This window comes from Mesorhizobium sp. B2-5-7, assembly GCF_006440875.1.
Taxonomy (GTDB): Bacteria; Pseudomonadota; Alphaproteobacteria; order Rhizobiales; family Rhizobiaceae; genus Mesorhizobium; species Mesorhizobium australicum.
Genome location: NZ_VFUO01000004.1, coordinates 153,530 through 166,974, shown reverse-complemented (window position 1 = coordinate 166,974; position 13,445 = coordinate 153,530). Strand labels below are relative to the sequence as shown.

The 13,445-nt window shown below is 63.6% G+C and carries 11 protein-coding genes; all 11 read left to right on the top strand.

Annotation, left to right across the window (positions count from 1 at the left end; all coding sequences use genetic code 11):
* The first annotated feature begins 24 nt into the window (after positions 1-24).
* The 11 genes from FJ543_RS18725 (at position 25) to minE (ending at position 13,374) form a co-directional block, all read left to right on the top strand.
* A complete protein-coding gene (locus FJ543_RS18725; protein ID WP_140617977.1) occupies positions 25-504 on the top strand; it encodes a tetratricopeptide repeat protein in 480 nt (159 codons plus the stop codon).
* Between the two features lie 265 nt (positions 505-769).
* Positions 770-1,276, top strand: coding sequence for a DoxX family protein (locus FJ543_RS18720; RefSeq protein ID WP_015316913.1), 507 nt, complete (start codon positions 770-772; stop codon positions 1,274-1,276).
* A 120-nt stretch (positions 1,277-1,396) separates the two neighbouring features.
* Positions 1,397-1,996, top strand: coding sequence for a BA14K family protein (locus FJ543_RS18715; RefSeq protein ID WP_140663394.1), 600 nt, complete (start codon positions 1,397-1,399; stop codon positions 1,994-1,996).
* 120 nt (positions 1,997-2,116) lie between these two features.
* Complete coding sequence (locus tag FJ543_RS18710) at positions 2,117-2,440, top strand: DUF2934 domain-containing protein (protein ID WP_015316915.1); 324 nt, start codon at positions 2,117-2,119, stop codon at positions 2,438-2,440.
* Positions 2,441-2,634: 194 nt separating this feature from the next.
* Positions 2,635-2,922, top strand: coding sequence for a hypothetical protein (locus tag FJ543_RS18705; RefSeq protein WP_015316916.1), 288 nt, complete (start codon positions 2,635-2,637; stop codon positions 2,920-2,922).
* A gap of 56 nt (positions 2,923-2,978) precedes the next feature.
* The gene (locus FJ543_RS18700) at positions 2,979-3,128 is read left to right on the top strand and encodes a hypothetical protein (RefSeq protein ID WP_127204769.1); all 150 of its coding nucleotides are present in this window, start codon (positions 2,979-2,981) and stop codon (positions 3,126-3,128) included.
* Positions 3,129-3,309: 181 nt separating this feature from the next.
* Positions 3,310-9,048 (top strand): HAMP domain-containing protein, encoded by a 5,739-nt coding sequence (locus tag FJ543_RS18695; RefSeq protein ID WP_224622512.1) that lies wholly within the window; start codon positions 3,310-3,312, stop codon positions 9,046-9,048.
* 3 nt (positions 9,049-9,051) lie between these two features.
* The gene (locus tag FJ543_RS18690; RefSeq protein ID WP_140876384.1) at positions 9,052-11,109 is read left to right on the top strand and encodes a response regulator; all 2,058 of its coding nucleotides are present in this window, start codon (positions 9,052-9,054) and stop codon (positions 11,107-11,109) included.
* Between the two features lie 158 nt (positions 11,110-11,267).
* Complete coding sequence (minC, locus tag FJ543_RS18685) at positions 11,268-12,119, top strand: septum site-determining protein MinC (protein ID WP_140876382.1); 852 nt, start codon at positions 11,268-11,270, stop codon at positions 12,117-12,119.
* A gap of 170 nt (positions 12,120-12,289) precedes the next feature.
* Positions 12,290-13,105 (top strand): septum site-determining protein MinD, encoded by an 816-nt coding sequence (gene minD, locus FJ543_RS18680; RefSeq protein WP_015316922.1) that lies wholly within the window; start codon positions 12,290-12,292, stop codon positions 13,103-13,105.
* Positions 13,102-13,374, top strand: coding sequence for a cell division topological specificity factor MinE (gene minE / locus FJ543_RS18675; RefSeq protein ID WP_023774842.1), 273 nt, complete (start codon positions 13,102-13,104; stop codon positions 13,372-13,374). Before minD ends, minE begins: the two co-directional genes overlap by 4 nt.
* Positions 13,375-13,445: the final 71 nt, after the last annotated feature.

Sequence of the window (13,445 nt, the reverse complement as noted above, 5' to 3'; positions counted from 1 at the left end):
CTCCCAACCCAAGCGAGACAGACAATGAAACAATCCTTTTTGGGCAAGCACGCCCTGTTCGGCCTGCTCGGCGCCATTGCCGTGCTGACCGTGGTTCCCGTCGCAACCATCATCCCGGCCTATGCGGTCGACGACATCGAGGGCGCCGACGCGCCCGACCTCACCGCGGTCAAGGCCAAGATCGACGCAAAAGATTACAAGGGCGCGCTGGCGGACCTGCGCGACCTCGCGCAGGACAACCAGCAGGCCGACGTCTACAATTTGCTCGGCTTCACGCTGCGCAAGACCGGCGACTTCACCACCGCGCTGACCTACTACAACAAGGCGCTGGAGCTGAAACCCGACCACAAGGCCGCCCGCGAATATCTGGGCGAGCTCTATGTCGAAACCGGCGACATGGCCAAGGCCGATGAGCAACTGGCCTCGCTGCAGAAACTGTGCCCGACCGGCTGCGACGAGCTTTCCGACCTGCGGAAAGCCATCGATACCAAGGTGACGAAGTAAGTTCTCCCCCCGAATTGCCCCCACTTGCGAAGGGCAATTCAGGGCATCCGACCTCTCCCCCCAGGGAGGGTGGACACGAAGCGGCCGGATGAGGGGGGCTTGCGCCAACCCCGATGGATCGCAAAGTTCGGGCGCTCGTGGCTGGCGCCCATTGCCGGAGCCGGCGCCTCTCCCTCGAGCCGGCTCCGGCCCTTTCAAGCATCACATTCGGCAGGCGCTGTCCTCGCGCGGCGCCTGCACGGTGTCAAAATATCGGAGGCTGACCATGATCCTGAACGAACGCGCCGCGAAGCTGCACGCCCTCGCCACCAAACTCTATGTCAGGGATCTGACCCTGCTTGTCGGGCGCCTGCTCATGTCCTTCATCTTCCTGCATGAGGGGGTGACACTGGCCACCCATTTCGACGGCGCCGCCAAGGCGGTGGCCGCGCAAGGCGTCGGTCTGCCGCTGTTTGTCGCCACCATCGCGTTGCAACTGGGGGCAGGGCTCTCGGTGGCAACGGGCGTGCTGACGCGGCTGGGGGCGATCGGCCTCGGCCTCTTCTGCCTGGCAACGGCCACACTGTTCCACACCAACTTCGCCAGCCAGAGCGAGCTGCTGAATTTCGAAAAGGATCTGGCGATCGCCGGCGGCATGTTCGTTCTGGCCGTAGCCGGCGCCGGCCGGATCTCGCTGGATTGGCTGCTGGCCTGCACTCTGCAGCAGCGCCAGCGCGATCGGGAAACGGTGGCGTCGCTGCTGGCGGTCGAGAACCAGTTTTCCCAGAGGTGAGGCTGCCGGTCTGAGGAGGAGCTGAGCGCGCGCGACCCTTTCAAGCGCCTGCGACACGTACTTTGCTGGAACCAGCCTTGATGCTCCGCATTCTATAAGCAGGGGCTGAAGGAGCGTGACGTGAAAGCGATTTTGGCATTGGTCGGCGGCTTTGTCTTGACCCTTGCGGTCTTCGGCAGCGGGCTGGGCTTTGCCGCCTGGTTGCTCGCCGCCAAGCCCGCGCATGAGGCAAGGCCGACCGTCAGCGTGGCGGAACTGTGGACCAGGGACGCGCGGCCGGTGAACAAGGCGGCGCAAAATCTGCAACGCTTGCCGGCCGACCAGCCCGCGCCGCCCGATATCGCCGTCAAGCCGCGGGCACCCGATCCGGCCGCGACCGGATCGATCGCGCCGGCGGCTGGAGCCGACGCGCTGCCGGCGTCCCATGTCAGTTGGTGCGCGAACCGCTACCGCTCCTACAATCCGGATGACAACAGCTACATGTCCTATAGCGGGCAGCAGCGCCCCTGCGTCTCGCCCTATCTCGACGCCGGCGACGACCAGGGCGCGCAGCCATCGGCAGCCGTCAGCTATGTCGAGGGCGGTGTCGCCCCGGCGGTCGCGACGACGGCGCTTTCCGCCGACCATGTCGATTCCTGCTTCAGCCGCTACCGCTCCTACAGGCCCGACGACAACAGCTATCAGCCATATTCCGGCGGACCCAGGCGCCAGTGCGAGTAGCCGCCGTTGCCGTGCAGGCCTGGCTGAAGGGTTGCATCTTGTCGTCCCGACGATCACGCAGATTTTTTGGATCGTTCGCACCGGCGCGGCGTTCATGCCTCACATGAGTGGAGGAATGACATGAGCGACGACCGCGACGACAAGATCAGGAACCGCGCCTACGAGATCTGGCAACGCGAAGGCGGCGGCCATGGCGACCATGAGCGGCACTGGAGCCGGGCCGAGATGGAGATCGACAGGGAAGCCGCCCTGCCGCTGACGGCGGATGACGCGCTGCCACAAACCGGCGAGATCGCGAGCTCCGACGTTCTGACGGTGGAGGAACTGGCGATCCGCGCGGGCATATCGGGCGAGGAGGCGCAGGAGCTGATCGACCGTCTCGGCACCGACCGCGCCGCGATCGAGCAAGCCGCGCGCAGCCTCAAGCCAAAGCGCGGGCGCTGAACGCGCGAGCCTTTCGAAACAACGCGTTGGTGCAACTCGATGACAAGATGATTCATCGAGCCACCGAGCGCAAAACCATGATCGCCCCGAAGCCGGCGCTCTCTTGGAGCACTATCCCTGGTCATCTCCGACAATGTCGGAACCCTTGGCCGCCTCGGAGGTTCACCCTGTCCCACCGCAAAGGAGATGCACTCATGGACCACGCCAATCACGTAAGGCTCAGCCGCGCCGAACTGACCCCGGATACGCTTGAAGGCGCGACCATCTACGGCCCCAACGACGAGAAGATCGGCTCCGTCGACCATATGCATGGCAGCAGCCAGGTCGTCATCGACGTCGGCGGCTTCCTCGGCATCGGCGCCAAGCCGGTCGCCGTCGCCGCCAACGAACTCGATTTCATGCGCGACGAGGACGGCGACGTTCACGCCGTGACCAGCTGGACCAAGGACCAGCTGAAAGCCATGCCCGAACACCGCGACTGACAATAGGAAGGGCTCGGCGATCGTCGGGCCCTTCGTCCTTTCCTGAGGAGAGACCGATGATCAGGAAGCTGAAAGACGGAAAATATCGGCTTTATTCAAGGAAAAAGGACGAGAAGACGGGCAAGCGGCGGAATCTGGGCACGTTCGACAGCCGCGAAGCGGCGGAGAAGCACGAAAGGGAAGTGCAGTATTTCAAGCGGCATTGAAGGGATCGCTGTTGCATAGCGGTACACAGAGACCGAGGCCGCTGTAGGCCTGTCGGCCTCCTAGGGGGCCAGCAAAGCGGCGGACCTTTCAGCCGCGCTTGCAAGCCATATGGAACCAAATACGCGGCCACGCGTTAATGGCTTCGGCCTGATCCGGCCGGGGGTTCGCGTGGAGGGGTTTTTGGGCGCATCTCGGTTACCAAAAGAACAACTGGACTCTCGACAAATCCTTAGCGCTCTCAAAGCTTTTCGAAACGGCGATTTCTCCGTCCGCATCGAAAACGTCTATGATGGGCTGAGTGGCGAGATTGCAGACACGTTCAATCAAATCGTCGAACTCAATGACCAGGTGACGCGGGAATTCGCGCGGCTCAGCCGGGTGGTCGGCAAGGACGGGCGCATCAGCGAGCGCGGCCATGTCAGGAACGCCAAAGGTAGCTGGGAATCGAGCGTCCGATCGGTCAACGACCTGATCGAGGACATGGTGCAACCGACCGCCGAGGTGGCCCGGGTCATCGGCGCCGTCGCCAAGGGCGATCTGTCCCAGACCATGATGGTGGAGATCGACGGCAGGCCGCTGCGCGGCGAATTCCTGCGGATCGGCAAGATCGTCAACACAATGGTCGAGCAACTCGCCTCGTTCACTTCGGAGGTGACGCGCGTGGCGCGCGAGGTCGGCACCGAGGGCAAGCTAGGCGGTCAGGCCCGGGTCAAGGGGGTGGCGGGCACCTGGAAGGATCTGACCGACAATGTGAACGCGATGGCGACCAACCTGACGAGCCAGGTGCGCAACATCGCGGAGGTGACCACCGCAGTCGCTTCGGGCGATTTGTCGAAGAAGATCACCGTCGACGTGAAGGGCGAGATCCTGGAGCTGAAGTCGACCATCAACACCATGGTCGACCAGCTCAACTCGTTTGCCGGCGAGGTGACGCGCGTCGCGCGCGAAGTCGGCACCGAAGGAAAGCTCGGCGGCCAAGCCCGCGTCGAGGGCGTCGGTGGCACCTGGAAGGACCTGACGGACAGCGTGAACCTGATGGCCGCCAATTTGACCGGCCAGGTCCGCAATATCGCCGATGTGACGACCGCGGTCGCGCTCGGCGACCTGTCGAAGAAGATCACCGTCGACGTGAAGGGAGAGATTCTGGAGCTGAAGTCCACCATCAATACGATGGTCGACCAGCTCAACTCATTTGCCGGCGAGGTGACGCGCGTTGCACGCGAGGTCGGCACGGAGGGAAAGCTCGGCGGGCAGGCGCAGGTGCGGGGTGTCGCCGGAACCTGGAAAGATTTGACCGATAACGTCAATTCAATGGCGGCCAACCTGACCGGCCAGGTGCGCAACATCGCCGAAGTGACCACCGCAGTGGCTCTTGGCGATCTGTCGAAGAAGATCACGGTCGACGTGAAGGGCGAGATCCTGGAGCTTAAGAACACCATCAACACGATGGTGGACCAGCTGAATTCCTTCGCCTCGGAAGTGACGCGCGTCGCGCGCGAAGTCGGCACCGAGGGAAAGCTCGGCGGTCAGGCGGAAGTCCGTGGCGTCGGAGGCACCTGGAAAGACCTGACCGACAACGTCAATCTGATGGCCGCCAATCTCACCGGCCAGGTGCGCAACATCGCCGATGTGACGACGGCCGTCGCGCGGGGTGATCTCTCCAAGAAGATCACGGTCGACGTGAAGGGCGAAATCCTCGAGCTCAAGAACACCGTCAACACGATGGTGGACCAGCTCAACTCATTCGCCTCCGAAGTCACGCGCGTTGCCCGCGAAGTGGGCTCGGAGGGAAAACTCGGCGGCCAGGCCCATGTCGAGGGGGTCGGCGGCACCTGGAAGGACCTGACCGACAACGTCAACGCCATGGCCGGCAACCTGACCGTGCAGTTGCGCGATGTCTCCAAGGTCGCGACCGCGATCGCGACCGGCGATCTCACCCAGAAAATCACCGTCGATGCGCTGGGAGAGATTCTGCAGATCAAGGACGTCATCAACACGATGGTGGACCAGCTGAACTCCTTCGCATCCGAGGTGACGCGCGTGGCCCGCGAAGTGGGGTCGGACGGCAAGCTTGGCGGCCAGGCACAGGTCCGCGGTGTCGCCGGCACGTGGAAGGACCTGACGGATAACGTCAACGCCATGGCCGCCAATCTGACGGGCCAGGTCCGCAACATCGCGGAAGTGACGACCGCCGTTGCGCTGGGCGACCTGTCGAAAAAGATCACTGTCGACGTTCGCGGCGAAATTCTCGAGCTCAAGGACACCATCAACACGATGGTGGATCAGCTCAACTCTTTCGCCTCGGAAGTGACGCGTGTCGCGCGCGAAGTCGGCACCGAGGGGAAGCTTGGCGGCCAGGCACAGGTGCGCGGCGTCGCCGGCACCTGGAAGGACCTGACCGACAACGTCAATTCGATGGCCGAGAATCTGACCGGCCAGGTGCGCAACATCGCCGATGTGACGACCGCGGTGGCGCGAGGCGATCTGTCGAAGAAGATCACCGTCGACGTCAAGGGCGAGATCCTGGAGCTGAAGTCCACCATCAACACCATGGTCGACCAGCTCAACTCATTCGCGGGCGAGGTGACGCGCGTGGCGCGCGAAGTCGGCACGGAGGGAAAGCTCGGCGGCCAGGCACAGGTCGAGGGCGTGGCGGGCACCTGGAAGGACCTGACCGACAACGTCAACCTCATGGCGACCAACCTGACCAACCAGGTGCGCGGCATCGCCGATGTTGTCACCGCCGTGGCGCAGGGCAATCTCAAGCGCAAACTCGCCGTCGATGCCAAGGGCGAGATCGCGTCCCTGGCGGACACCATCAACGGCATGATCGAAACGCTGGCGACCTTCGCCGATCAGGTGACCAACGTCGCCCGCGAGGTCGGCATCGAGGGCAAGCTCGGCGGCCAGGCGAGGGTGCCTGGCGCCGCCGGCCTGTGGCGCGACCTGACCGACAACGTCAATCAGCTGGCGGCGAACCTGACCACCCAGGTGCGGGCCATCGCCGAGGTGTCGACCGCGGTCACCAAGGGCGATCTTACGCGTTCCATCAGCGTCCAGGCTTCCGGGGAGGTCGCGGCGCTCAAGGACAACATCAACGAGATGATCCGCAACCTGAAGGATCAGACGCTCAAGAATGCCGAGCAGGATTGGCTGAAGACCAACCTCGCGCGGTTCTCGCGCATGCTGCAGGGCGAGCGCGATCTGGCCACGGTGTCGCGCATGATCATATCGGAACTGGCGCCGCTGGTGAACGCGCAGTATGGCGTTTTCTACGTAACCAATCGCGACGAGGATGAGTCCTATCTGGAACTGGCAGCGTCCTACGCCGCCGAGGGCAAAGCCAAGATCCGCCAGCGTGTGGACTTTCGGGAAGGCCTGATCGGTCAAAGCGCGGCCGACAAACGGGCGATCATGCTCGACGAGGTTCCCTCGAGCTTCCTGCGCATCAGCTCGGGCCTCGGCGAAGCACCGCCGGCCAGCGCCATCGTTCTGCCGGCATTGTTCGAGGAAGAGGTCAAGGCGGTCATCGAACTCGCTTCGTTCAGCCGCTTCAGCGACACGCATCGCCTGTTCCTCGAGCAATTGATGGAGTCGGTCGGCATCGTGCTCAACACGATCGCCGCGACCATGCGCACGGAAGGGCTTCTCAAGCAGTCACAGCTTCTGACGTCCGAACTGCAGTCGCGCCAGACCGAGCTCACCAAGAAACAGGAAGAGCTTCACGCCACCAACGAGGAATTGCAGGAGAAGGCGCAGCTTCTCGAGAACGAGAAAAAGCAGGTCGAGAACAAGAATCTCGAGATCGAAATGGCCAGACGGGCACTCGAGGAGAAGGCGGAACAGCTGGCGCTGACGTCCAAGTACAAGTCCGAATTCCTGGCCAATATGAGCCACGAGCTGAGAACGCCGCTGAACTCGCTGCTGATCCTGTCCAACCTGCTCGCGACCAACCAGCAGGGCAACCTGAACGACAAGCAGATCGAGTTCGCTCGCACGATCAACTCGGCGGGCACGGACCTGCTCAGTCTCATCAACGACATACTGGATCTTTCGAAAATCGAATCCGGCACGGTTTCGATCGAGCTCAACGACATGCCGCTCGCACATCTGCGCCAGCATATGGAGCGGACCTTCCGGCAGCTTGCGGCCGACAAGGGGCTTGGGTTTACGATCGAGATCGATCAGATCCTGCCCGAGACGATCCGCACGGACGAAAAACGGCTGCAGCAGATCGTCCTCAACCTTTTGTCCAACGCCTTCAAGTTTACCTCTCAAGGCGACGTGACGCTCAGCATCCATGCCGAGCGGACCGGCCGCGGAAACGGCGCGGCGGCACTGCCGCAAGCGCTGGCCATCGCCGTCACCGACACGGGCATCGGCATTCCGGAGGACAAGCAAAAGCTGATCTTCGAGGCGTTCCAACAAGCCGACGGCACGACCAGCCGCAAATATGGCGGCACTGGCCTCGGCCTCTCGATCAGCCGGGAAATCGCCCGCCTGCTCGGCGGCGAGTTGCGCGTCGAAAGCCAGCCTGGAACGGGATCGACCTTCACGCTTGTCATTCCCTTCGACGGCCCGCGCAGCAGCAGTCTTGCACCGCAGATCGAGCTTTCGCCGGCCGCCGTTTCCGTTGCGGCCAGCAGCACGACAGGAACGCCGGAACTCGCCGACGACCGTGATGCGATCGACCCGTCGGACAGGGTGGTGCTGATCGTGGAGGACGACCCCACTTTTGGCGGGCTGCTGCTTGGTCTTGCGCGATCGGCCGGGTTGAAAGGCGTGCTCTCCACCGCCGGCTCGGGAACGCTGGCGCTTACGCGCAAGCTCATGCCCGATGCGATCACGCTGGATCTCGGCCTTTCCGACATTGATGGCTGGGTTCTCTTCGACCTTTTACGGCACGATCCGAAGACCAGGAACATACCCATCCACGTTATCTCCGGCGCCGAAGACATCGAGCTTCTCACGCGCCGAGGCGCCGCAAGCGTTTCCAGCAAGCCGGTGTCCGCCGGCGAACTTTCACGTGTCTTCGACGACATTCAGTCGAGGACGCTCAGGACACAACGCAATGTGCTGGTCGCGGATCCGGATCCCGAGCGTCGCCTGGCGCTGGTCGAAGCCATTCGCGACGGCGTCACGTCGGTCACCGCCATCGGCCGCGTCGCGGCCAATGCCGACGGGGGTGGTATTGCCGGATATGATGCCGTCGTGTTCGGTTTTGGCCGTTCGGCCAAGGACAACGCCCAGATGCTCGATGAGATCATGTCGCAGTTCGGCGATTTTGTCCCGCGCCTGCTCTTCTTCACGCCCCATCCGGACGCCTTTCAACAGCAGATCGCCCTGCATCCGCCGCTCAGCGATGTTCCGCGTGCCGACAACTTTGCCCAGCTTGGCTTGTTGATGTCCGCAGCCCTTCCAGGCGACAGGCCCGACAAGGAAATCCTGGCTTCCGAACAACTCGACAACGCCGATCTGGCCGAGGCCAAGGTTCTGATCGTCGACGACGACATTCGCAACATCTATTCGCTGACCAGCGTGCTGGAAACTTACGGTATCGAGGTGCAGCATGCCGAGCGGGGGCGGGACGGCATAGCCATGCTTGAAGAGGCACCGGACGTCGATGTCGCCCTGATCGACATCATGATGCCCGAGATGGACGGGTACGAGACAATGCGCCGGATCCGCTCCCAGCCGGAAATCGCGCACATTCCGCTGATTTCCGTCACGGCCAAGGCGATGAAAGGAGATCGCCAGAAATGTCTGGACGCCGGCGCGTCCGACTACATCGCCAAGCCCGTCGACCTCGACCTGCTCCTCGCCCTGCTGCGGGTTTGGGTCGGTCGCTCGCGCTCGCGAGCGGGGACATCGCGGGCAGACGGCGACGACCGCAATCTGATCGCGCCCCGGCGGATTTAGCCAATGGCGGCGATGGAAGCAGAAAGCAGCGAACCGTTCGAAAAGCTGGGGCCGGTTCGCGTTCTCGCTGTCGACGACGACGCGCGAAATCTCCTTGCCATTGAGGAGGCACTTGACGGGGTCGGGCAGGTGATTTGCGCCCAGTCGGGCGACGAGGCGCTGCGCTTTCTGCTCAAGGACGACTTCGCCGTCATTCTGCTGGATGTGCTGATGCCCGGTCTCGACGGCTACGAAACCGCTTCGCTGATCCGGAGGCGCGAACGTTCGAACGCCACGCCGATCATCTTCCTGACCGCCATCAACAAGGAAGAAGCACATATGTTGCGCGGCTATGACGCCGGCGCGGTGGATTATCTGTTCAAGCCATTCGACCCGTCGATGCTGCGGTCCAAGGTCATGGTCTTCGTCGATCTCTATGAAAAGACGAGGGAAATCGAACGGAATGCGGCCAGGGAGCAACTGCTGCTTGAGCGAGCGCTGAAGGCGACCTCCGACAAGCTCGACGCCGAGCGGGCGCTGCGGCATTCCGAGGCCCGGCAGGAGACGATCCTCGCTTCGCTGCCGATCTGTTTTCACGCCCGCGCGGCCGAGGCGCCATTCGCCGCAAGCTATGTTTCCAAGGGGGTCGAGCGGTTGACGGGATTTTCTCCGGACCGGTTCATGGCGGATCCAGATTTCGGCATCAGCCGGGTCCATCCGGCTGATCGGGACGCGGTGACAAGATCGCTTTCGGCCGCCCACGAGACCGGCTCTTATGCGTGTGAGTTCCGCTGGCGATGCGCCAATGAGGAATACCGGATATTCCTCGACCAGGGAGTGGTCGCCAGGAATGGCGCCGGGCTCGAACTGCTGGGCACCATGCAGGACATCACCGAGCAGCGCCATCTGGAAAGCCAATTGCTGCAATCGCAGCGGCTCGATGCGATCGGCAAGCTGACCGGCGGACTTGCCCACGATTTCAACAATCTGCTTGCAGCGATCCTCTCAGGGCTGAGCCTGCTCGAAAGGCAAGTGAGCCTCGACGGCAAGGCGGCCCAGGTTCTCGACATGACGCGCCGCTCCGCTTCCCAAGGCAAGGACCTCATCCAGCGCATGCTCGCCTTTTCAAGGCGCCAGGATCTGAAACCGGTTGCCGTGCGGATGTCGAGCCTGGGAGACACGATGACCGGCCTTGTGGCGCCGATCCTGGGCGGCCTGGTGCGCTTCGACTGGCATGTCGGTGACGACATATGGCCGGTGCATGCGGACCCGGCGCAGCTTGAGCTTGCTCTGATGAACCTGGTCTTCAATGCCCGCGACGCGATGCCTTCCGGCGGGACAATCTGCGTCAGGGCCCACAATCGCAGCGTCGGCCATTCCGGCCAGGGGCTTGCCGCGGGCGACTATGTCAGGCTTGCGGTCGAGGACACCGGGACAGGTATCGCCGCGGATGTCATCAGCAAGGTGATCGAGCCGTTCTTCACGACAAAGCCGATCGGGAAGGGCACGGGTCTGGGCCTCAGCACTGTCTATGGTTTCGCCAAGCAGTCGGGTGGCACGCTCAGGATTGACAGCGAGCTTGGCCACGGCACCACCATGGAGCTCTGGCTGCCCCGTTCACGCGAGGCGCAAGACGTTACCGCCAGGGATGAGCTCGTTTTCGAAGCCAGTGCCGCCAACAATGCCGGCACGGACCTCCCGACGGCGGTTGAGGATCAGTTGCCGACTGTTCTGCTCGTCGACGACAGTCAATCCCTGCGGGAGTTGACGGCGATGTCGCTGCGGCAATCGGGTTTCGACGTGACGGCGTTTTCCGGCGGCGCCCAGGCACTGGCCGCCATCGAAAAGGAACCGGACCGTTTCGACGTCATCGTAACCGACTTCGCCATGCCGCTCATTTCGGGCATCGACGTCATCCGCTTCGCCCGAAGCCTGCGCGCGGATTGGCCGGCACTCATCGTCACGGGCTACGCCGATGCCGAGAAGATCTCGGACCGCCCTCACGACGTGGCGTTGATCAGCAAGCCCTTCGAAGATGCCCATTTGGTAGCAGCCATTCGATCAGCTTCGCGCCGCCGCTGAAGGCCGTGGTTCGGGGGAGCCGCGCTTGTCGTCGGTCTCCGCAGGCGCTTAGCCGACCTCCCAATTTCTCGCACCAGCTGCCGAGTTGCCCCTTGCCGTTAACCATTCGTTAACCATTAACCCCCTAGCGTTTACCTCTCAGTAAGGATTCGCTGGCCGTGACCTTTGCCGCCCCCGTCGAAACAAAATCCATTCGTTTTCGCGCCCGTTCTTTCGTGGCCTTTACGCTCACGCCGGAGGCGCCGATTTCCGCCTGGCTGGAGGGGCTGGATCACTGGATCGGCAATTCGCCGGGGTATTTTGCGGGGCGGCCGGTGGTGCTCGATCTGAACGTGCTGAAGCCCGACGTTGCCGGCATCGGGCTGCTGGTTGCTTCGCTCGGTGCGCGGGGCATCCGGGTCTATGCGATCGAGCTTGAAGGGGCCTCGCTCGGGCTTGACCTGCCGCCGTTGCTTGGCGGCGCCAAGGAGGCCACCACGGATGGCCTGCTGTCGCAGCCCGGCCGCAAGGGCAAGGCTGAGGCGGCTGATGAAGCCGGCAAGCTGGAAACGGTGTTTTCGGATCGCGGCAAGGATGCCGGCGAAGTCAAGGGAGGCGAGGGCAAGGCCGGCGAGGCCAGGGCCGAGGTGGGCAAGGGCAAGGCGGCCAAGGCGGAAGCCGGCGCGATCGAAACTGTCCAGGCCGGCACGCTTATGGTCAAGTCGCCGATCCGCTCGGGTCAGTCGATCTTCCATCCACATGGCGATGTCATCGTTTTGGGCTCGGTCGCGTCCGGCTCCGAAATCATCGCGGCGGGCTCTATCCATGTCTATGGCACCTTACGCGGCCGCGCCATCGCCGGCTCGCAGGGCAATCGCTCGGCACGCATCTTCTGCCGCAAGAACGAGGCGGAGCTGATTTCGATCGACGGCTGGTACACCACCGCCGAAGAGATGGAAGGCGTCTCGCGCGGCAAGGCCGTGCAGGCCTTCCTCGAAGGCGACATGCTCGCCGTCGTGCCGCTGAACTAGGGCGGCGCGATGCTGACGCCCGGCTTCACGGTTCCGGCCCGGACAAGCGCCGAGGCACCATCGCCGCGCGCAAGCCTCGGACCGGTTTGGGATGGCATGATGGCAGGCTCTGACAACAGCCGTGCGGCGCACGGCACAACAAACGACAACAGGCAACGGAGGCTTTTTCCATGGGCAAGGTAGTGGTCGTCACATCGGGCAAGGGGGGCGTCGGCAAGACCACCTCGACGGCCGCGCTGGGTGCCGCGGTCGCCAAGACCGGCAAGAAGGTGGCGCTGGTCGATTTCGACGTCGGCCTGCGCAATCTCGACCTGATCATGGGCGCCGAGCGGCGCGTCGTGTTCGACCTCGTCAACGTCATCCAGGGCCAGGCCAAGCTGTCGCAGGCGCTGATCCGCGACAAGCGCGTCGACACGCTGTTCCTGCTGCCGGCGTCGCAGACGCGTGACAAGGACGCGCTGACCGAGGACGGCGTCGGCGAGGTGATCGACAAGCTGCGCTCGGTCTTCGACTATGTCTTCTGCGACAGCCCGGCCGGCATCGAGCGCGGCGCGCAACTCGCCATGCGCTTTGCCGACGAGGCCGTCATCGTCACCAATCCGGAAGTGTCGTCGGTGCGCGATTCCGACCGCATCATCGGCCTGCTCGACGCCCGCACCATGCGCGCCGAACAGGGCGAGCAGATCGCCAAGCATGTGCTGGTCACGCGCTATGACGCGGCGCGCGCCGCACGCGGCGAGATGCTGTCCATCGACGACGTGCTGGAAATCCTGTCGGTGCCGCTGCTCGGCATCATCCCGGAAAGCCAGGATGTGCTGCGCGCCTCCAACCTCGGTTCGCCGGTGACGCTGTCGGAACCGCTCAACAACGCCGCCAAGGCCTATCTCGAAGCGGCACGGCGGCTTGAAGGCGAAGACTTACCGGTGGTGGTTCCCTTCGAACGCAAGGGTTTCCTCGACCGTCTGCTCGGAAGGAGGGCCGCATGAGCATCCTCGACCTCTTCAAGCGGCGCACCAGCGCGCCGGTGGCGCGCGAGCGGCTGCAGGTGCTGCTCGCCTATGAGCGCCGCAGCCGTGGCCAGCCCGACCTCGTCTCCATTCTGCGCGAGGAAATCATGGCTGTGATCGCCAAGCATGTGCAGATCGACCAGGACTATCTCCAGGTGTCGATGGATCGGGGCGAGACCATGTCGACGCTGGAAATCGACATCCAGATCCCCAACAAGAGCGCCGTGCCGCTGGCCATGGCGGGGTAAAAAACGGTGCGCCTTTTCCTCGCCCCGCTCCACAGGGGGCGAGGAACCCGGATTGCCGGGCCGGCAGCGCC

Coding starts and splice junctions, on each gene's coding strand:
- FJ543_RS18725 (WP_140617977.1), top strand. CDS start 25: ATGAAACAATCCTTTTTGGGCAAGCACGCCCTGTTCGGCCTGCTCGGC.
- FJ543_RS18720 (WP_015316913.1), top strand. CDS start 770: ATGATCCTGAACGAACGCGCCGCGAAGCTGCACGCCCTCGCCACCAAA.
- FJ543_RS18710 (WP_015316915.1), top strand. CDS start 2,117: ATGAGCGACGACCGCGACGACAAGATCAGGAACCGCGCCTACGAGATC.
- FJ543_RS18705 (WP_015316916.1), top strand. CDS start 2,635: ATGGACCACGCCAATCACGTAAGGCTCAGCCGCGCCGAACTGACCCCG.
- FJ543_RS18700 (WP_127204769.1), top strand. CDS start 2,979: ATGATCAGGAAGCTGAAAGACGGAAAATATCGGCTTTATTCAAGGAAA.
- FJ543_RS18690 (WP_140876384.1), top strand. CDS start 9,052: ATGGCGGCGATGGAAGCAGAAAGCAGCGAACCGTTCGAAAAGCTGGGG.
- minD (WP_015316922.1), top strand. CDS start 12,290: ATGGGCAAGGTAGTGGTCGTCACATCGGGCAAGGGGGGCGTCGGCAAG.
- minE (WP_023774842.1), top strand. CDS start 13,102: ATGAGCATCCTCGACCTCTTCAAGCGGCGCACCAGCGCGCCGGTGGCG.